12 protein-coding genes are annotated in these 21,038 nt (G+C 72.0%); all 12 read left to right on the top strand.

The window, feature by feature from the left end:
- Positions 1-128 precede the first annotated feature (128 nt).
- The 12 genes from DMH03_RS24830 to DMH03_RS24775 are packed head-to-tail and all read left to right on the top strand — an operon-like array spanning position 129 to position 20,875.
- Positions 129-1,322 carry an isochorismate synthase gene (locus DMH03_RS24830; protein ID WP_125794397.1) on the top strand — a complete coding sequence of 398 codons (1,194 nt, stop codon included), beginning with the start codon at positions 129-131 and terminating at the stop codon, positions 1,320-1,322.
- Positions 1,319-2,941, top strand: a complete 1,623-nt coding sequence (locus tag DMH03_RS24825; protein WP_125794396.1) for a (2,3-dihydroxybenzoyl)adenylate synthase — start codon at positions 1,319-1,321, stop codon at positions 2,939-2,941. The genes DMH03_RS24830 and DMH03_RS24825 overlap by 4 nt, the downstream gene beginning before the upstream one ends.
- A complete protein-coding gene (locus DMH03_RS24820; protein ID WP_125794395.1) occupies positions 2,938-3,606 on the top strand; it encodes an isochorismatase family protein in 669 nt (222 codons plus the stop codon). Before DMH03_RS24825 ends, DMH03_RS24820 begins: the two co-directional genes overlap by 4 nt.
- Positions 3,606-3,839 carry a phosphopantetheine-binding protein gene (locus DMH03_RS24815; RefSeq protein WP_125794394.1) on the top strand — a complete coding sequence of 78 codons (234 nt, stop codon included), beginning with the start codon at positions 3,606-3,608 and terminating at the stop codon, positions 3,837-3,839. Before DMH03_RS24820 ends, DMH03_RS24815 begins: the two co-directional genes overlap by 1 nt.
- Positions 3,836-4,690: a siderophore-interacting protein gene (locus tag DMH03_RS24810; RefSeq protein WP_125794393.1), complete on the top strand. Its 855-nt coding sequence runs from the start codon at positions 3,836-3,838 to the stop codon at positions 4,688-4,690. Before DMH03_RS24815 ends, DMH03_RS24810 begins: the two co-directional genes overlap by 4 nt.
- A gap of 31 nt (positions 4,691-4,721) precedes the next feature.
- Entirely contained in the window at positions 4,722-5,726 is a 1,005-nt protein-coding gene (locus DMH03_RS24805) for an ABC transporter substrate-binding protein (protein WP_125794392.1), read from the top strand.
- The gene (locus DMH03_RS24800; RefSeq protein WP_125794391.1) at positions 5,723-6,706 is read left to right on the top strand and encodes an iron ABC transporter permease; all 984 of its coding nucleotides are present in this window, start codon (positions 5,723-5,725) and stop codon (positions 6,704-6,706) included. The genes DMH03_RS24805 and DMH03_RS24800 overlap by 4 nt, the downstream gene beginning before the upstream one ends.
- Positions 6,703-7,725 carry an iron chelate uptake ABC transporter family permease subunit gene (locus DMH03_RS24795; RefSeq protein ID WP_199749002.1) on the top strand — a complete coding sequence of 341 codons (1,023 nt, stop codon included), beginning with the start codon at positions 6,703-6,705 and terminating at the stop codon, positions 7,723-7,725. The genes DMH03_RS24800 and DMH03_RS24795 overlap by 4 nt, the downstream gene beginning before the upstream one ends.
- Positions 7,722-8,498: an ABC transporter ATP-binding protein gene (locus tag DMH03_RS24790; protein WP_125794390.1), complete on the top strand. Its 777-nt coding sequence runs from the start codon at positions 7,722-7,724 to the stop codon at positions 8,496-8,498. The genes DMH03_RS24795 and DMH03_RS24790 overlap by 4 nt, the downstream gene beginning before the upstream one ends.
- Positions 8,492-18,442, top strand: a complete 9,951-nt coding sequence (locus DMH03_RS24785) for a non-ribosomal peptide synthetase (protein WP_125794389.1) — start codon at positions 8,492-8,494, stop codon at positions 18,440-18,442. The genes DMH03_RS24790 and DMH03_RS24785 overlap by 7 nt, the downstream gene beginning before the upstream one ends.
- Positions 18,439-19,845, top strand: a complete 1,407-nt coding sequence (locus tag DMH03_RS24780; RefSeq protein WP_125794388.1) for a DHA2 family efflux MFS transporter permease subunit — start codon at positions 18,439-18,441, stop codon at positions 19,843-19,845. Before DMH03_RS24785 ends, DMH03_RS24780 begins: the two co-directional genes overlap by 4 nt.
- A complete protein-coding gene (locus DMH03_RS24775; RefSeq protein ID WP_125794387.1) occupies positions 19,832-20,875 on the top strand; it encodes a 3-deoxy-7-phosphoheptulonate synthase in 1,044 nt (347 codons plus the stop codon). Before DMH03_RS24780 ends, DMH03_RS24775 begins: the two co-directional genes overlap by 14 nt.
- Positions 20,876-21,038 lie beyond the last annotated feature (163 nt).

Below are 21,038 nucleotides of genomic sequence, written 5' to 3'. Positions count from 1 at the left end.
GTCCGTACGATTAGGTTAGGCTAACCGAAAAGGCGCGTCCGGGGGCTTGCGTTCCGCGCCGGCATACGGCATCGCGGCACCACAGGGTGCCGACCTGGTCAGTAGTATTCGCGAAAGGGAATCCAGTCGTGTCCTCACCTGCACCGGCCCGACCAAGGCCGGTCCACCAGGCGGCAGATCTGCTGGCGGCGTACCTGCCCGGATCGTTCTACTACTCGTCCGCTCGAGGATCGCTTCTCGCCGACGGGGTGTACTCGCCGGTCCATGCCGCGCCGGGCAAACGTGCCCGTGCCGCCGCCGAGATCCTCGACGCCGCTTTGGTGGCGGGAGTGGACGAACCGGTGGTGGCCGGGGCGATCGGGTTCCGGCCCGACGCGCCGAGCAGCCTGGTGGTGCCCGCGGTGGTCCGCAGGGCCGGACCACCGAAGAAGAGTGGTCCGGTGGCACCGCTCGGCGGGAACTGGTCGGTCACGCCGCGGCCGGCGCCGGAGGTCTACACCACTGCCGTCGCCAGGGCGCTGGACGAGATCCGCGACGGTGACCTGCGCAAGATCGTGCTGGCCCGCTGCCTCGACGTCACCGGCGGAGACTCCGTCGCCGTGCCGCGGTTGCTGGCCCGCCTCGTCCACGCGGACCCGGCCGCCCATGCCTTCGCCGTCGACGTCAGCGCGCCGGGTGATCCCGCGCCGCGCACCCTGATCGGCGCGAGCCCGGAACTGCTGGTCTCCCGCCGCGGCCGGATCGTGACGGCCAACCCGCTGGCCGGATCGCGGCCGCGAGTGGCCGACGACGCCGAAAACGCCCGCCGGATCAGCGATCTGCTGGCGTCCGAAAAGGACCGTGCCGAACACGCCCACGTCGCGGCTCAGGTGGCCGAGGTGCTGGGCCGGTTCTGTGTCGACCTCGACGTCCCCGCCGAACCCGAGGTGATCGGCACGCCCACGATGTGGCACCTCTCCACCAGGATCAGCGGACGGCTCGCGGACCCGGGCGACGCCGGTTCGTCCGCGCTCGGGCTGGCGGAAGCACTGCATCCGACACCCGCCGTCTGCGGTGTGCCGACAGCGCTCGCCCGCGACACCATCGCCGCGCTCGAACCCGAGGATCGGGGCTATTACGCGGGTCTCGTCGGCTGGACCGACCAGGACGGTGACGGCGAATGGGTCGTCACCATCCGCTGCGCCGAGGTCCGCGACCGCACCGTGCGGCTGTTCGCCGGCGCGGGTGTGGTGGCGGGTTCCGATCCGGAAGCCGAACTCGCCGAGACCGGCGCGAAGTTCGGCACCATGCTGCGCGCGCTCGGCCTGGAGGGAGTGGCGTGAACGCGGATCACGTGCACTGGCCGCCCGAAACCGCCGCGCGGTACCGGGCTTCGGGATATTGGCGCGGACAGACCTTCGGCAAGCTGCTGACCAGCCTTGCCGAGGCGTACGCCGAGCGTCCGGCCGTGATCGGCGAGACCGCCCGCTGGACGTTCGCCGAACTCGACGAGCGGGCACACCGGCTCGCCGCCGGGTTCGCCGGGGCCGGGATCCAGGCGGGAGACCGGGTCGTCGTGCAACTGCCGAACGTTCCGGAGTTCGCGTCCGTCGTTTTCGGACTGTGGCGGGCGGGCGCGCTGCCGGTGTTCGCGCTCCCCGCGCACCGGGCGAGCGAACTGCGGCATTTCGCCGAACAGAGCGAGGCCGCGGCGATCCTGACCGTCGGCGAACACGAACGGTTCGACCACGCGGCCATGGCGCGCGCGGTCGCGGCCGAGATCCCGTCGGTGCGCAACGTCTTCGTCGTCGGCACGGAGGAGTTCGCCGTGCTCGAAGCGGCGACTCCGCGCGCTCTGCCGGATCCGGATCCCGCCGGGGTCGCGTTCCTTCAGTTGTCCGGTGGTAGCACCGGCCTGCCCAAGCTGATTCCGCGCACGCACGACGACTACCTCTACAGCGTGCGGGAAAGCGCCCGGATCTGCGGCCTGCGCCCGGAAAGCGTGTACCTGGCCGCGTTGCCGGTGGCGCACAACTTCCCGCTCAGCTCGCCCGGTCTGCTCGGGGCCCTGCACGCGGGCGCGGCCACGGTGTTCGCGCCGCGTCCCGACGCCGACACCGCGTTCCGGCTGATCGAGGCCGAGGGCGTGACGATCACCGGGCTCGTGCCGCCGCTGGCCGCCGCGTGGGCGCAGGCGGCCGCGCGGACCACCCGCGATCTGTCCTCTTTGGACGTCCTGCTGGTCGGCGGCGCCAAATGCGCGCGCGAGCTGGCGGAGAAGATCGGGCCCGCACTGGGCTGTCGTCTGCAACAGGTGTTCGGCATGGCCGAAGGGCTGGTCTGCTACACGCGGCTGGACGATCCGGACGAGTACGTCCTCGCCACGCAGGGACGGCCGATCTCGCCGGACGACGAGATCCGCGTCGTGAACCCGGACGATCCACTGTCCACTTCGGACGACGTCGTCGCGCCGGGCGAGATCGGCGCGTTGCTGACGCGCGGCCCGTACACGATCCGCGGCTACTACCGCGCCGCCGAGCACAACAAGACCGCGTTCACCGAGGACGGCTTCTACCGCACCGGTGATCTCGTGCGGCAGCACCCGTCGGGACACCTCGAAGTCGTCGGCAGGGCCAAGGAACAGATCAACCGCGGTGGCGAGAAGGTGGCCGCGGAAGAGGTCGAGAACCACCTGATGGCCCATCCCGGCGTGCTCGACGCCGCCGTCGTCGCGGTGCCGGATCCGTACCTGGGCGAACGCACCTGCGCCTACGTCATCCCCGCTGCCGGTGCCGAACCCGGCGCCGCGGAACTGCGCCGGTTCGTGCGCGAACGCGGAGTGGCGGCGTTCAAGGTGCCCGATCTGGTCCAGGTGGTGCCGGAGTTCCCGGTGACCGGGGTCGGCAAGACCAGCAAACGTGAGCTGCGGGCGGCGCTGGCCGCCCTGGCGAAGGAGAAGTGAACGTGTCACTGCCCAAGATCCAGCCGTACGCCCTGCCGACGGAAGCCGAACTGCCCGCCGGACGGGTCGGCTGGAAACCCGACCCCGCCCGCGCCGCGCTGCTGGTGCACGACGCGCAGCGGTATTTCCTCGCGCCGTACGAGGGAGCCCCGGTCCCGGAGATGGTCGCGAACATCGCCGCGCTGGCCGAGGCCGCCCGTGCCGCGGGCGTTCCGGTGTTCTACACCGCGCAGCCCGGTCACCAGGCCGCCGAGGACCGCGGTCTGCTCACCGAGTTCTGGGGCGACGGCATCGGCGCGGTCATCGAGGACGACCCCGCGGCCGCGGACGTGGTGCCCGAACTCGCCCCGAAACCGGGTGACACCGTCCTGACGAAGTGGCGCTACAGCGCGTTCCAGCGCAGCACGTTCACCGAACAGCTCGCCGAAGCGGGTCGCGATCAGCTGCTGATCACCGGCGTCTACGCGCATATCGGCTGCCAGGCCACCGCGGTCGAGGCGTTCATGCGCGACATCCAGCCGTTCCTCGTCGGTGACGCGGTGGCGGACTTCTCCCGCGAACGCCACGACCAGGCCTGCGAATACGTCGCCCAGCGCTGCGGCGCACTGACCACCACGGCCGCCGCGCTCGGCGCGCTGGCCCCGATCCACGCCGGAGCACGGTAATGAGCCTGACCACCGCGAAGATCCACGCCGACGTCGCCGAACTGCTCGGCTGCGACGCGGCCGAGCTGACGCCGGACACCGATCTCACCGACCTCGGCCTCGACTCGATGCGGATCATGGGCCTGGTCGAGCAGTGGCGCACCGAGGGAGCCGACACCCTGGAGTTCGCCGACCTCGCCGAACAGCCGACCCTCGGTCACTGGACCCGGGTTCTCACCGGGAGCCCCGCGTGAGCCGCGCCGACCACCGCCACCGGCACCTCGAACGCATCGCCGAGGTCCGCGTGGGCGAGCACGCTGAGAAGGTGGGCTACCCGATCCGCGTGCGGACGGCCGAAGTCGTCCGCACCGCGATGATCGGCTCCGGACTGGTTCGCGTGACCCTCGGCGGACCCGGCACGGCCGGGTTCGAGGCGCATTCGCCCGACGAGCACGTGAAGCTGATCTTCCCGGAGTTCGACCCGGAGCCGAGGCTGCCGGAGCCGAACGGCGACATGCTGCGCTGGCCGAAGCCGTTCCCGACGACGCGTGAGTACACGGTCCGCCGCTACGACCCGGCCTCCGGAGAACTCGACCTCGACGTCGCGCTGCACGACGGCGGGCTCGGCGCCGAGTGGGCCAAGGCCGTCACGCCGGGTACGCCGGTGCACGTCGCGGGTCCGCCCGGCGGGCTGATCGTGCCGCACAACTACGACCGCTACCTGCTCGCCGGTGACCTCACCGCCCTGCCCGCGATCGCGCGCTGGCTGGAGGAACTGCCGCGCACCGCCGCGGGCTGGGCGTTCATCGAGGTCGCGGGCGCGGCCGAGGAGATCGAGCTGTCCGCGCCCGAGGACGTCGAAGTGCACTGGCTGCACCGGGGTGCCGCCGCGCCGGGCACCACCGACATGCTCGCCCGCGCGGTACAGACGATCGAGGTTCCGGCGGGCGAGCGGCTCTACGCCTGGGTCGCCGGTGAAGCCGGGCAGATCAAACCGCTGCGTCGCTGGCTGAAGAACGACCTCGGGCTCGACAAGGCCGACTACGACGTCACCGGCTATTGGAAACTCGGCGTCGCCAACTTCGACGACGACCACGAACACTGATCCCCACCCCACTGAAATAACGAGGAAACCCATGCGCACCACAAGAACCCGCCGCCTCGCCGGAGCGCTCGCGCTCGCTTTGACGGTCGTGACCGCGGCCACCGCCTGTGGTTCCGGCGACGCCGGGCAGGCGGCGGACGGCGGTCCGACCCGGGTGTTCGCCGCCGACAACGGCCAGATCACCATCCCCGTCACGCCGAAGCGGGTCATCGCCACCGGTTACGCCGTGCCCGCCCTGCTCGAAGCGGGTGCGCCGCTGGTCGGGGTGTCCAGCTGGAAGCGCGGTGTCCCGCTGTTCAACGAGCAGGAGCGCAAGAAGTACGACGAACTGGCGAAGATCGCCGGCGAGACGGCGGCGGAGACGAACTACGAGGCGATCGCGCAGGCCGATCCCGACCTCATCGTCATCGGCGTGCCGAAGCCGGTGCTCGCCGACATCGACATCAAGCGCCTCGAAGCGATCGCGCCGGTCGTGGCGATCGGCCCGTCGGTGCCGTCGATGTGGCGTGAGCTGTCCCGCAAGCAGGCCGACGCCGCCGGTGCGGCCGCCGGGTTCGACGCAGTCAAGACCGCGTACGAGACCAAGGCCAAGGGACTGGCCGAGAAGTACAAGGCCGTGCTGCCGCAGCTGAAGCTGGGCCACGTCGGCGCGTACGGCGAGGTCGCCAAGGGCAACTTCCAGCGCGAGTTCAACGGTTCCTGGGGCACCAACGCCGCACAGGACATCGGCGCCACCTACTACGGCCAGGTCAAGGTCAAGGGCGGCGGCTCCAAGGACGTCAGCGAGTACCCGTCGATCGAAGAGATGCCGACGGCGTTCGCCGAGGCCGACGCGATCAGCTACTCGGTCGGACCGGACGGTTCCGTGCCGGCGCCGGTCAAGTACGTCCTCGACTCGCCGCTGTGGAAGGAACTCCCCGCGGTGAAGGCGGGCAAGGTCTACGCGTTCCGTTACACCGAGGCCGCCACCTACCGGGCCGCGACGTCCACTTTGGACGCTGTCGACCAGGCGTTCGCGCCGCTGCTCAAGCAGTGACCACCACCGGGCGGTCCGCGCTGCCCGGCGCCGCACTGCTCGGGCTCGTCGTGGTCGCCGTGCTGAGCGTCGGCATCGGCGCGCACGCCATCGCCCCCGGCGAGGTCGTGCGCGCCCTGCTCGGCGACGGGAACCCGAGTGACCGGGCGATCGTCCTGGACATCCGGATGCCGAGGGCGGTGCTCGCCGTCGGCGTCGGCGCGGCCCTCGCTGTCGGCGGCGTGCTCGTGCAGGCCTTGTCCCGCAACGCTTTGGCCGAACCCGGCGTGCTCGGCGTGACCGCGGGGGCCGGGTTCGCCATCGCGGTGGGTTCGTCGTTCGGCCTCGCCGCGTCGGCGCCCGCCGAGCTGGGCCTGGCGGTGCTGGGCGCGCTCGGCGCTTCGGCGCTGGTGTACGCGGTCGGCAGCAAGTCGCCGCTGCGGCTGGTGCTCGCCGGGACCGCGCTGAGCGCCGTGCTGCTGGGCCTCACCCTCGGCCTGCGGCTGCTGTTCCCGGACACCTTCGACGTCTACCGGTTCTGGTCGGTGGGTTCGCTGGCGGGCCGGGAACAGTCGCCGACGACGGTTCCGCTGATCATCATCGGCCTGTCCCTGCTGGGCGCGTTCGCGGTGAGCCGTCAGCTGAACGCGATCGCGCTCGGGGAGACGGTCGCGCATACGCTCGGCGCGAACGTCGCCCGCGTCCGGACCGTCACCCTGCTGCTGATCACGCTGATGGCGGGCGCGGCCACCGCGCTGGCCGGGCCGATCCTGTTCGTCGGGCTGATCGTGCCGCATTTGGCCCGGCGGATGGCGGGCGCGTCGATCCCGTGGCTGATCGCGTTCGCCGCACTGCTCGGCCCGGTCCTGATGCTGGCCGCGGACGTCGGATCCCGGGTCCTGCTGCCGACCGGTGAAGTCCCGGTCGCGATCGTGACCGCGTTCCTCGGCGGCCCGGTACTGATCTGGGCCGTCCGCAAATACGGGGCGGCGCCGCTGTGAACACATTCGTCCTGCGGCGCGGGCGGTTCTCCGCCCGGCTGGAACGCCGCACCCTCTGGTTCCTCGTGGCGATGATCGTGGTCATCGCCGGTTTGACGCTGCTCGGGCTCTGCTACGGCGCGGCGTGGGCGAGTCCCTCCCGCGTGTTCGCCGCGCTCACCGGTTCCGGCGGCGGCCCGGGCGTGGTCATCCGGGAATGGCGTCTGCCACGGGTGCTGGCCGGGCTGGTGTTCGGCGCCGCGCTCGGGCTGGCGGGCGCGATCTTCCAGAACATCACCCGCAACCCGCTCGGCAGCCCGGACGTGATCGGCCTCGACGCCGGCGCGTACACCGGAGCGCTGTTCGCGATCACCGTGCTTTCGGGGACGTCGACGCAGCTCACCGTCGGTTCGGTGGTCGGCGGCGTGCTCACGGCGGCGATCGTGTACGCGTTGTCGCTCGGCGGCGGGCTGTCCGGGCTACGCCTGATCGTCATCGGGATCGCGATCAACGCGATGCTGACCGCGTTGAACTCGTGGATCGTGCTGCGCGCGGAACTCGAGATCGCGATCGCGGCCGTCGGCTGGAACGCCGGTTCCCTCAACGGGGCCCGCTGGGACGACGTCGCGATCCCGTTCGCGGTGCTCGCGGTGCTGTTCGCCGTGCTGTTCACCCGGGCACCGGCACTGCACCAGGCCGCGCTCGGCGGTGCGCTGGCGGTCACCACCGGCGTCCGCTGGGACCGGTTGCGGCTGGTACTGGTGCTGCTCGGGGTCGGCTGCACGGCCACGGTCACCGCCGTCGCCGGGCCGATCGCGTTCATCGCGCTGGCGGCCCCGCAGATCGGGCGGCGGCTGGCCCGCACGCCCGGTATTTCCCTGCTGCCCGCCGCCCTCACCGGTGCCGTGCTGCTGACCAGCGCCGACCTCGCCGCCCAAATGCTGCTCGCGCCGGAAGCGCTGCCGGTCGGTGTGATCAGCACCGTGATCGGCGGCGGCTATCTGATCTGGCTGCTCACCAAGGAGGTGCGGCGCACATGAGTGCCCGCTTGACCGCTCGGGACCTGACCCTCCGCTACGGCGACCGGGTGGTGTCGACCCGGCTCACCCTCGACGTGCCCGACCGGGCGTTCACCGCCGTCGTCGGACCGAACGCGTGCGGCAAGTCGACGCTGCTGCGCGCGTTCGTCCGGCTGCTGCGGCCGGCCGAAGGCGAGGTCCTGCTCGACGGCAAGGACGTCGGTTCCTTCCACGGCAAGGGATTGGCGCGGGAACTCGGTTTCCTGCCGCAGGATCCGGTGGCGCCGGAGGACGTCCGCGTCCGGCAGCTGGTCGCGCGCGGCCGGTTCCCGCATCAGTCGCTGTTCGCGTCGTGGTCCGAAGAGGACGAACGCGCGGTGCTCGACGCGATGACCGCGGCCGGGGTGGCGGGTCTTGCCGACCGGCCGGTGCAGGAACTTTCGGGTGGACAGCGGCAGCGCGTGTGGGTGGCGCTGGTGCTGGCGCAGAAGACGCCGTACCTGCTGCTCGACGAACCGACCTCGTTCCTCGACATCGCGCACCAGTACCAATTGCTGGGGTTGCTGGCGCGCCTGCGCGACGAGGGCCGCACGGTGATCGCCGTCCTGCACGACATCAACCAGGCCTGCCGGTACGCCGATCACCTCGTCGCGTTGCGGGACGGCCGGATCGTCGCGGAAGGCGCGCCCGCCGACATCGTCGACGCCGAGCTGATGAAGGAGGTCTTCGATCTCCCCAGTGTCGTCGTGCCCGACCCGGTGACCGGAACCCCGATGGTGGTGCCCTCATGCTGAACCTCACGGGAGCCCAGCTGGGCATCTGGACCGCGCAGCGGCTGGAGCCCGACTCGCCGTACTACGTCGTCGGCGACGTGATCGAGATCGTCGGTGACCGGCCGGTCGACGTCGATGCGCTGACCGAGGCGATCCGCGCGACCGCCGAGGAGGCCGACAGCCTGCGGCTGCGCGTCTTCGAGACGGCGGACGGGCCACGTCAGGTGGTGTCGGACGACGCGGTGCCGTCGCCCGAGGTGGTGGATCTGCGCGGTGAGGCCGATCCGGTGGCCGCGGCGCACGCACGGGTCGAGGCCGAACGCAGCCGGGTCGCCGAGGCGTGCCGTGACATGGTGGACCGGCCGCTGTTCGCCCATCTCGTGCTGCGGCTTTCCGAGTCGCACGTGTGGTTCACCCAGCTCGGGCACCACCTGGTGTTCGACGGCTACACCGCGGCGATGCTCGCGCGCCGGACGGCCGCTCGCTACACCGCTTCGGTCCTGGGCAAGGACGTGCCGCCCTCGACGTTCGCTCGGTTCGCCGATCTCGTCGAGGCCGACCGCTCTTATCGCGAGAGCGAACGGTTCGAGCAGGACCGGGAGTACTGGCGCGAGCGATTCACGCCGTTGCCGGATATCGACGACGGCAGTGGCGCGTCGGGGCCTCCCGAAAGCACGGTGACCGCGCGGTCGGTCCTGCCCGCTTCCGACCTGGCCCGGTTGCGAGAGCTGGGCAAACGCGCCGGGACGACGTGGGGCGACGCCCTGATTGCCTGCTACGCGGCCTTCCTGCACCGTGTGCTCGGCTGGACCGACGTCGTGTTCGCGATGCCGTTGATGTGCCGTGAAGGCGCGGCGCTGCGGACCCCGGCGATGGCGGTCAACGTGCTGCCGCTGCGGGTCACGGTGCTCCCGGAGGATTCGGCGGCCGAGCTGACCGCGCGGGTCGCGGGCGCGCTGAAGGAGATGCGTACGCACCAGCGGTATCGCGGCGAGGATCTGCCGCAGGAGCTGCCCGGTGCCGGGGCGCTGCTGCACGGCCGCGGCATCAACCTCAAGGCGTTCGACCTGAAGCTCGACTTCGCCGGCTCGCGCGGCACCATGCGCAACGTCGCCGGTGGACCGCCGGAAGACATGGGCCTGTCGGTTCTCCCGACCTCGGACGGCGGGCTGCTGCTCGGCTTCGAGGTCGACGCGCGGACCCACGACCAGGCCGCCGTCGACGCCAAGCTGACCGCGCTGCGCTGCCTGATCACCGCGATGACCGAACCGGACGGCCCGGCCGTCGGTGGCGCCGACCTCGTTCCGCCGGGGGAGCGGGACGCGTTGCTGGAGGCGTGGACGACACCCGCGCCGGACGGCGAACTGCTTGGCGTACCTGAACTTCTGGACCGGCTCGATCCCGAACAGACCGCTCTGGTCTTCGGCGACGAACGGCTGACCGCCGGCGAACTCGTCACGCGCGTACACCGGCTCGCGCGGGCCTTGCGGGCTCGCGGTGTTGGTCCCGATGATGTCGTCGCGCTGGCTCTGCCGCGGTCGGCGGATCTCGTCGTCGCCCTGCTGGCCGTACTCGACGCGGGGGCCGCGTTCCTGCCGCTGGACCTCGCACACCCCGTCGAGCGGCTGCGGGAGCTCGCCGCCGAAGCGGGTGCGGTGCTCACGATCGCTGGTGCCGCGGAGATCGTGCCCGGGCCGCATTTGCTGCTGGATGAAACCGATCTGTCCACACTGGACTCTTCGCCGCTCGACGTGCCGCGGTACCCGGATCATCTCGCGTACGTCATCTTCACCTCCGGCTCGACCGGGCGTCCCAAGGGCGTCCTCGGCCGGGTCGGCGGACTGGCGACACTGCTGCGTCATCACCGCGCGACCACGGTCGCCGAGACCGAACGCGCCGCGGGCAGGCGGCTCCGGGTCGCGCACACCTACTCATTCGCCTTCGACTCCGCGCTCGACCAGTTGATGTGGCTGCTGTTCGGGCACGAACTCCACGTCTACGGCACCGACGTCGCCCGCGACGCCGACGAACTGCTGGCCGCGTTCGCCCGCGACCGGATCGACGTCGTCGACACCACGCCGTCGATGGCCGCGCCGCTCGTCGACGCCGGACTGCTCGACGGCCCGCACCCGCCCGCCCTGCTCGTCCTCGGTGGCGAGGCGACTCCGCCCGCGCTGTGGCACCGGGTCGTGGAGTCGGGTGTTCGCGCCCGCAACATGTACGGCCCGACCGAGGCCACTGTGGACGGTGCCGGATCCTGGTTGGACACCGGGGAACCGACGATCGGGACCGCGGTCCCCGGTACGGCGGTGCGGGTGCTCGACGCCGCGCTGCGTCCCGCGCCCGCGGGCTCACCGGGCGAGCTGTACCTCGCCGGACCGCATCTGGCGCGCGGCTATCTCGGACGCCCCGGTGCGACCGCCGAACGGTTCGTCGCAGATCCGTTCGGCGCTCCCGGTGACCGGATGTACCGCACCGGAGACCTCGTCCGCTGGGTGCCCGGCCGGGGGCTGGAGTATCTGGGCCGCCGCGACGGCCAGGTGAAGGTGCGCGGCCACCGCGTCGAACTGGGTGAGGTCGAGGCCGCGCTGGCGGCTGTCCCGGGAGTGCGCGCGGCGGCGGCCGCAGTGCGTGGGCCTAGGCTCGTCGGGTACGTCGTCGGCCAGGTCGTCCCGGACGAGGTCCGCGCCGAGCTCGCCGGGCGGGTGCCCGAGCATCTCGTACCCGCCGCGGTGGTCGTACTCGACACGCTTCCGTTGACCTCCAACGGGAAGATCGACCGGGTCGCGCTGCCCGCCCCGCGTGCGGCGGCGGGCCGGACCGCGGCCACCGAACGCGAACGGCTGCTGTGCGCCACCATCGCGGAGGTGATCGGCGTCGAAGAGGTCGCCGTCGACGACGACTTCTTCGCGCTGGGCGGCGACAGCATCACCGCGATCAGCGTCAGCAGCAGGCTGCGCGCGCACGGTCTCGACCTGCGCCCGCGTGACCTGCTGGCCCGCCGCAGCTTCGAAGCGCTGGCCGCGGCGAGCACGGAGATCGGCGGCCCGGCCGCACCGCCGGATGAACCCGTCGGTGAGGTGCCGGCCCCGCCGATCGTCCGCGCCCTGCTCGACCCGCATCCGGACGTCGCGGCCGTTGCCGGGTACACGCAATGGACCGCGATCCGGCTCGACGAGGACCTTCCCCCCGGCCTGCTGATCGAGGGCGTGCAAACGCTCCTTGACCACCACGACGTCCTCCGGCTGCATTTAGAGGACGAAATGCGGGTTCGGGAACGCGGCGTGGTGAAGGCGTCCGACGTGGTCATCGAGACGACCGGCGAACCGGCCGAGGTCGCGGCGGAGCTGGCCGAGTCCCTTGATCTCCGAAAGGGCGTGCTCCGGGTCGCGTTGCTGCCGGATCACCTCGTCATCGTGATCCATCACCTGGCGATCGACGGCGTCTCCTGGCGGGTTCTCCTGCCGGACCTGCGCGCCGCGTGCGGAGGTGAACCGCTCGAACCGGTCGGGACGTCCTGGCGGCGGCACGCGCTTCACCTTGCCGAGCAAGGGACTTCGGGCGCCCGGCGCGACGAGCTCGAACACTGGCGCGGCGCGCTCGACGGCCCGCGTCTCGGCCACCGGCCGCTCGACCGGGCCGTGGACACGGTCTCGACCGCGCGGCGTTCGGTCACCCTCGCGTCGCCGGAGCAGACCGACGCGGTGCTCAACGGCTTGCCCGCGGCCTACCGTGCCGGACCGGACGACGTCCTGCTCGCCGCGCTGGTGCTCGCCCTTCGAGCGTGGCGGGCTGCACCGGTCGAGGCGGAAACCGTATCCCTCGAAGGCCACGGCCGGGATCAAGACGGGATGGACCTCTCGCGCACCGTCGGCTGGTTCACCGCCGAGCATCCGTTGCGCGTACCCGCCACCGCGGTGGCGGCGACCACGGACTTCGACAGCGCGCTCGCGGGCAACGCCGCGGCCGGAAAGCTGGTGCGGGCGGCCAAGGAAGCCAAACGCGCCGTCCCGGACAACGGCATCGGCTTCGGTGTCCTGCGCTACCTCGACCCGCTGACCCGGGACGAACTCGCCGCCGTCCCACCGCCGGACGTCGTCCTGAACTACCTCGGCCGATTCGCCGCGCTGCCCGGCACCGGCTGGCGGCTGCCTGAAGAAGATCCGTTCGCGGTCACCGAACCGGACGCCAAGTCGCTGGAACAGGTACTGGCGCTGAACTGCTTCGTCCGTGAAGACGGCCGTCCCCGGCTGGCCGTCGAATGGACCGCCGCGGGCGAGGTCCTGCCGGAGGAAAGTGTTGCGGCGCTTCAGGAAGCGTGGTCGAACGCGCTGGAAGCCCTGGCCGCGCACGCGGCGCGGATCGGACCGGACGGCGGTGGGCTCACGCCCTCGGATCTGCCGCTGGTCGGCCTCGACCAGGCCGACATCGACACGCTCGAACGCCTGGGCCGGGTCGAGGACGTGCTGCCCGCGACCCCGTTGCAGACCGGGCTTTCGTTCCACACCCTGGCGCGCGGCACCGAAGACACCGACGTGTACGTGGTGCAGGCCGTCACCCTGCTCAGCGGCGCGCTCGACGCCGCCCGCATGCGGGAGGCCGCGGCGGAGGTGCTGAGGCGGCATCCCGCGTTGCGCGTTCACCTGCACACCACCGACGCGGGCGAGGTCGTCCAGGTCGTGCCCGCCGAGGTCACCCTGGATTGGCGGTTCGCGCAGGTCTCGCCGGAGCAGGTCGAGCCCGAGTGCCGCGCCGAACTCGCGCGGCCGTTCGACCCGGCGACCCCGCCGCTGATCCGGTTCCTGCTGCTGACCCTCGGCCCGGACGAACACCGCCTGGTGCTCACCAACCACCACGCGCTGCTCGACGGCTGGTCGATGCCGCTGGTCGGCCGCACGCTGCTGGCCACCTACGCCGAACTCGGCGGCGGCCCGGCCGCCCCGGTCGCGCCGCCGCTTTCGGAGTACCACCGGGTGCTCGGCGAACGCGATTCGGACGCGGCGCTGGAGGCCTGGCGCGAGGCGCTGGCCGGGCTCGACGAGGGAACCCGGCTCGCCCCGGCGAGTGTCGAGTCCACTGTGGAGCGTCCGGACCGCGTCACCGTCGAACTGGGCGGGGAACACAGCGAGCGGCTGCGCGCCTTCGCCCGCGATCGCGGGATCACTCCCACGACGGTCTTCCAGACCGCCTGGGGTGTGCTGCTCGCCAGGCTGACCGGCCGCCGCGACGTGGTCTTCGGCTGCCCGGTCTCCGGCCGTCCGGCCGACGTCCCCGGTGTCGAGCGCATGATCGGGCAGCTCGGCAGCACGATCCCCGTGCGGGTGCGCTTCGACGCCGCCGACACCGCGGCCACCGTGCTGGAGCGTGTGCACACCGAGAGCGTGCGGCTCACCGATCACCATCACGCCGGGTTGCCGGACATCCAGCGCGCGGCCGGCGTCGGCGACCTGTTCGACACGATGCTGGTGATGGAGAACTTCCCGCTCTCCAGCCGCGCCCGCACCACCCTGGCACCCGGGCTGGACCTCGTCGGGGTCGACATCACCGACGCCACGCATTACCCGCTCACGGTGATCGTGCTGCCCGGCGACGAGTTCACCGTCGGCCTCGGCTACCAGCCCCAGGCCTTCACTCGCGAGGAGGCCGAGTCCTACGGCCGCTGGCTGCGTGCCGTGCTGACCGAGATCGTCACCGATCCGTCCAGGCCGGTCGCCCGGCTGCGCGCACTCGACGCCGGCGAAGAACGCGCGATGCTGCGTCTCGGCGAAGGCCCGGAGCCGAAGCGCGAACGCGGCGGCATGCTGGAGGAGTTCGGCCGCTGGGTCCGCGAGACCCCGGACGCCGAAGCCGTCGTGTGCCGCGACCGGAGCCTGACCTACGCCGAACTGGACCGCCGCGCCAACCGGCTCGCGAACACGCTGATCGACGCCGGAGTGAAGCCGCAGGACCCGGTCGCGGTCCTGCTGCGGCGCGACGTCGACCTCGTGGTCGCGTTGTTCGGCGTGATCAAGGCGGGCGCGGTGCACGTGCCGATGGATCCGGACTACCCGGCCGACCGGCTCGCGTACATGCTCGACGACATCAGGCCCGCCGCCGTCGTGTCCACTTCGGACGTCGAGGGTCTTCCTGTCGTGAGCTCGGATGAGCTGTCTGCAAAGGACAGCGATCCGGCCGTCCGGCTCAGCGAAGACGCGCTCGCCTACGTCATCTACACGTCCGGCACCACCGGAAAACCCAAGGGCGTGGCGGTGCCGCACCGCGGCGTGCCGAGCCTGATCGCGCTGCAGGAGGACATCGTCGGGATCGGGACCGCCGAACGGTACCTGCATTTCGCCTCGACGAGTTTCGACGTCGCCTTCTGGCAGTTCATGCTGCCGCTGCTGTCCGGCGGCACCTCGGTGATCGCGCCGGAGGAGGTCCGGATCTCCGGCGACGACCTGCTGGCCTACGCCGCCGAACACCGCGTCACCGGGCTCAACCTGCTGCCTTCGTTCCTCTCCGCGATGCCCGACGACGCCACCGTCGACCCGGACGTGTTCTTCGTCGTCGGCGCCGAACGGCTCGACCCGGAGCTGGCGCGGCGCTGGGGGAACCGGCGGGCGCTGTTCAACGCCTACGGGCCGACCGAGGTCACCATCAACTCGGTCACCTGGCATTACGACCCGGCCGATCCCGGGCCACTGCCCATCGGCCGTCCGGATCCGGAGGTCCGCGCGTACGTGCTCGACGGCGGGCTGCTCCCGGTCGGCACGAACGTCACCGGCGAGCTGTACCTGGCCGGGCCGAAGCTCGCCCAGGGTTACGTCGGCCGGGCCGCGCTGACCGCGGAACGGTTCGTCGCCGACCCGTTCGGGTCGCCGGGGGAGCGCATGTACCGCACCGGCGACCTGGTCCGCTGGCGGCCGGACGGGCAGATCGTCTTCCTCGGCCGCGCCGACCACCAGGTCAAACTGCGCGGGTTCCGGATCGAACTCGGCGAGATCGAGACCGCGCTGACCGCGCACGACGACGTGCGCGCCGCCGCGGTGATCGTCCGGGAGGACCGGCTGGTCGCCTACGTCGTCCCCGTGGACGGCGCCGAACCGGATCCGGCCGCGTTGCGCGAGTACCTCGCCGCGGAGCTGCCCGCGTACATGGTGCCGACCGCGTTCGTGGCGCTGGACCGGCTTCCGCTCGGTCCGAGCGGCAAGCTGGACCGGGCCGCGCTGCCCGCGCCGGAAGCCCGGTCGGATGGCGGGCGCGAACCCGCCACCCCGGCGGAAGCCGTGCTGCTGCGGGTGGTCCGGGATCTGCTCGGCCCCGGCGTCGGCCTGGACGACGGCTTCCTGGACGCGGGCGGGGACAGCATCGCCTCGCTGCGGGTGGTTTCCCGCGCCCGTCGCGAAGGGCTGAACCTGACCGCTCGCGACGTCCTCGAAGGTGGCACGGTCGCCGGGATCGCCGCTCGCTGTGGCGAACCCGAACGGGCCGAAGAGGCCCACGCGGTCGGAGACGCTCCGCTCACGCCGATCATGCGCGATCTGTTGCTGCGTGCGGGGAAAGCGGCCGACGGCTTCTGCCAGTGGACCGAGATCTGCGTGCCTTCGGCGGACGACGTCCCTCGCTGGCGGTCGGTGCTCGACGCCGTCCTCGCCCGTCACGACGTGCTGCGCGCGCATCTGGTCGAGGACGCGTTGCGCGTCCCGGACGTCGGCGCCGTGACCGGTGCCGACGTGCTCACCGCCGTCCGCGTCTCCGGCGATCCGCGTGCAGCGCTGGACGCGCAGGTCGAGCAGATCGTGGCACGGATGGACCCGCGGACCGGGCCCCTGCTCCGGGCGGTGCTCGTGGACGCGGGGGAGAAGCGGCCAGGACGGTTGCTGCTGGTGGCGCACCACCTGGTCGCGGACGCGGTGACCTGGCGCGTACTGCTCGACGACGTCGAACAGGCCTTCCACGGCAACACCCTGCACCGGCGCGGGCAGTCGTTCCTCGGCTGGGCGCGGTCGCTACGTGCCGCCGCTCCGCATCGAGAGGACGAATTGCCGTACTGGCGGGGGATCGCCGCCGCGCCGGAGACCACGCTCGGCCGCACCCGGCTCGATCCGGCACGCGACACCGTGGCGACCGCCCGGCATCACCGGGTCGACATCGGCGAGGACACGACCCGCGCCGTGCTCACCGAACTGCCCACGGCCTACCGCACCGGCCCGGACACCGTGCTGCTGACCGCGCTCGCCCGCGCCGTCGCCGCCTGGCGGGGGACAGGGGCCGATCTGCTCGTCGCTGTGGAGAGTCACGGGAGGCCGGGGCACACGCCGGACTTCGCGGGCACGGTCGATCTCGCGCAGACCGCCGGCTGGTTCACCGCCGTGCATCCCGCGCGGATCACCCCGCCCGCCGGACCGCTGCCGGACGCGCTGCGGGCCGTGCGTGACCATCTGCGCGCGGCGGGAGACGGCCTCGGGCACGGGATCCTCGGCGTCGGCGGCCCACGGCCCGAGATCGCCTGGAACTATCTCGGCCGATTCCCCGAGGCACCGGTCGAGGAGACCTTGTGGCAGCGGCCGCCGGACGCCGATCCGCTCGGTTCCGGCGGCGGCGCGGAGATGCCGCTGCCGTACGCGCTGACGGTGAACGCGATGGTCCCTGACGGCGGCACGCTCGGTGTCCGCTTCACCTGGCCGTCCGCGCTGTTCACCGAGGACGAGATCGCCGTACTCGGCGAGCATTTCCGCCGCGAACTGGACGAACTCGCCGCCGACGTGCCGGGCACCGGCGAGGTCCTGCCGCTGACGCCGTTGCAGGAGGTGATCCTGCGTGAATCCCGCGCGGCGGAAGAGGATCCGTATCCGGTGCAGGCCGCGTTCACGTTGTCCGGTGACCTCGACGTCGAGGCACTGCGGGCGGCGGCGGCCGCACTGGTGCGGCGGCAGCCGAACCTCGGTGCGGTGTTCCCGGCGTCGCACGAGGTCCAGGTGATTCCCACCGAACCGCGGGCCGGGTTCCGTGTCCGTGAAGTGTCCGAATTGGACGCCGCACTGGACGAAGAGCTCGCGGCGCCCTTCGACTTGGTGAGCGGGCCGCTGTGGCGGGTCACCGTGCTGCGGCACGGACCCGGCCGCCAGACCCTCGTGCTGACCAGTCACCATCTGCTGTCCGACGGCTGGTCCGCACCACGGATTCTCGGCGAACTGTTCGCGCTGTACGCGGGAAAGCCGTTGCCGGAGCCGGTTCCGCCGACCCGGTACACCCGGCTGCTCGCCGCGGCCGATCACTCCGCCGACGTCCGGGCATGGCGGGCGGAACTCGACGGCCTGCCCGAAGGCGACCATCTGCCGCGCACCGGTGGATCCGCCGAACCCGCGCTGTTCACTGTGGACGGTCAGCTGGTCGCGGAACTGACCAGGCTGGGCTCGTCGCTCGGGCTCACCGTCAACACGCTGTTGCAGGGCGCGTGGGCGGCCGTGCTCGCGGCCCACGCTGGGCGCTCCGACGTCAGTTTCGGGGTGATGACCTCGAACCGGACGTCCGATGTGGACGGTGTCGAAGAGATCATCGGCCTGCTGGCGAACAGCGTCCCGGTCCGTGCTCGGTTCACCGGGACGGTCGCCGAGGCTCTGGCCGATTTGCAGGCACGGCAACAGGCGATGGCCGCGCACCACCGGATCGGCCTGCCCGAACTCGCGTCGCTCGCCGGCCGCGAGCGGCTGTTCGACAGCCTCCTCGTGTTCGAGAACTACCCGGTGGATCCGGCGAAGCTGCGCGAACCCGCGCCCGGCCTGACCGTCACCGGGACGAGGTTCAGGGAACGGACGCACCATCCGGTGAGCGTCACCGTCGTTCCCGGCGAGAACGGCTGGGAAGGCGTCCTGTACGCACGGGACGCCGACGCCCGGTCGCTGGCAGGCGACCTCGTCGGGTTCCTCCGGGAACTGCCGTCCTGGCTGGACGGCGACGCCGCCCGGTTCGTGGGCGAACGATGACCGCGCGCCCGATCGACGCCGCGCTGTGGCGCACGGCGGCCGTCCTGGTGCTCGGCACGTTCATGGCGACCTTGGACAGCACGATCGTCTCGGTCGGTGTCGACACCCTCGCCGACGAGTTCGGCGCACCGGTCACCGGCGTCCAATGGGTGACGACGGCGTACCTGCTGGCCGTGGTCACGGCGGTGCCGGCGTCGGGCTGGCTCGCCGACCGGTTCGGCGGCCGCCGCGTCTGGCTCACCGCCGTCGTCGTGTTCCTGCTGGCGTCCCTGCTGTGCGCGCTGGCGCCGACGCTGCCCGCGCTCATCGCCTTCCGTGTCCTGCAAGGACTCGCGGGTGGCCTGCTGCCGCCGATCGGGCAGGCACTGCTCGCGCGGGCCGCCGGGCCGGACCGGATCGGCCGCGTGATCAGCGTCGTCGGGCTCGTGCCGCTGTTGTCGCCGGTGCTCGGCCCGCTGGCGAGCGGCACGATCCTCGCCGTCGCCGACTGGCCGTGGCTGTTCTACGTCAACCTCCCGGTCGGCGTGGTGGCCGTGGTACTGGCGAGGCGCTGGGTCCCGGCAGGCGAACCCGGCGGCAAGGGGGAGCGGTTCGATTTCCGGGGCGCGATGCTGCTTTCCCCGGGGCTCGCGGTGCTGGTCTTCGGGCTCACCTGGTTCGAACAGGGCTCGCCGGTGGTCGCCGGGATCGGGGTCGCGGCGGGCGTCGTGATGCTCGCGGCGTTCGTGCGGCACGGTCTGCGGGCCGAAGCACCCCTGCTGGATCCGCGGTTGTTCACGAAGCCGCCGTTCGGGGTCGCCGCGCTGGCGCTGGTGCTGCTCGGCGCGTCGGTGTTCGGCACGATGTTCCTGTTGCCGCTGTACCTCCAGCGTGGCGCCGGACTGTCCACATGGGACACCGGACTGCTGCTGGTGCCGCAGGGCATCGGCGCGGCGGCCGGATCGGTGCTGGTGAACCGGCTCGTCGACCGGCTCTCCCCACGCACGCTGGTGCTGAGCGGGATCGGGCTGGTCGCCCTCGGCACCGCACCCTTCACCCAGCTCGGCCCGGGTCTCCCGGACTGGGTGATCGTGGTTTCCCTGCTGCTGCGCGGTTTCGGTGCGGCGCTGATCGGCGCGCCGGTGATGACGATCGTCTACCGCCGGGTCGAACCCGCCCGGCTGCCCCGCGCCGCCGGGGCACTGAACCTGCTCAACACACTCGGCGGCTCGATCGGCACCGCGGTACTGGCCGTGGTGCTGCAGGCCCGGCTGGCCGCGCGCGGCCCGGACCTGGCCGCGGCCTTCGCCGACGCCTTCTGGTGTGTTCTCGGCCTCGCCGTCGTGGCGGTCGCCGGTGCGACGCGGCTGCCCCGGACCGGGGTGGCCGCCCCCGACAAGAAGAGAGGTCATGCGGATGCTTGACCAGCTGCCCAGTCCGGCCGAGGTGGTCACGACCGGCTTCGTGCCGGAGGAGATCGTCCGGCACCGCGAAACCGTCGCGAACGTGCTCGCCCGGCGGGACTCCCGGCTGCTCGTCGTCGTGGGCCCGTGTTCCGTGCACGACACCGGCGGCGCGCTCGAATACGCGCACCGGCTCGCCGAGGCGTCCCGCCGGTTCGCCGACGATCTCGTCGTGGTCCTGCGCGCCTACCTGGAGAAACCGCGGACGATCGCGGGCTGGACCGGCCTCGTACCCGACCCCGGCCTGGACGGCAAAGGCGATCTCGCCTCCGGTGTCCGGATCGGACGGAGGTTCCTCGACGACGCCGCCGCGACCGGGCTGCCGCTGGCGTACGAGTTCGTCGACCCGTTCCTGGCGCCCTACTTCGCGGACACCATCAGCTGGGGCGCGATCGGCGCGCGCACCGTCGCCAGCCAGCCGCACCGGCAGCTGGCGTCCTGGCTGCCGATGCCGATGGGCATGAAGAACTGCGTGTCGGGACGGCTGGACACGGCCGTCGCCGCGGTCCGGGCCGCCGCGCTGCCCCACGTGTTCCCCGGCGCCGCGGCCGACGGACGCCCGCGGATCCAGCGCAGCGCCGGGAATCCGGACGCCCATCTCGTCCTGCGCGGCGGCCCGAAACCCAACCACCACGCGCACGCCGTCGCGGACGCCCTCGACGCGCTGACCACCGCGGGCCTGCCGCACCGGCTCGTCGTCGACGCCTCGCACGGCAACAGCGGCAAGGACCACAACCGGCAGCCCGTGGTCGTCGCGGACCTGGCGGACCAGATCTCGGCGGGCAACGACGCGTTGGCCGGGGTGATGATCGAGTCGTACCTCTCCGACGGGCGGCAGGACGTCGGGTCGACGCCGCCGCGGCCCGACCTGAGCATCACGGACGCTTGCCTGGGCTGGGAACGGACCGTTCCGCTGCTGGAATCCCTCGCCTGCGCGAACGCGGTGCGGCGGCTGAGCGCCCCTGGGCGCTCTTCGCATTCAGTCCTCTAAATGCGGCGGGCTTGCGGCGCCCCGGTCATCGATCGGGACCCCGGTACGTGAAAGGCCCCTTCACGCTCATCTGGCCAGTCCGCGTCTGCTGCTCTTGCCCCGAAGTGTCATGAAAGGGTCGTTCAGGACGTTTTTCGTCCTGAACGACCCTTTCATGACACTT

It is taken from the genome of Amycolatopsis sp. WAC 01376 (genome assembly GCF_003947415.1).
In the GTDB taxonomy this organism is placed as follows: domain Bacteria; phylum Actinomycetota; class Actinomycetes; order Mycobacteriales; family Pseudonocardiaceae; genus Amycolatopsis.
This window is presented reverse-complemented; position numbering and strand designations above follow the sequence as displayed.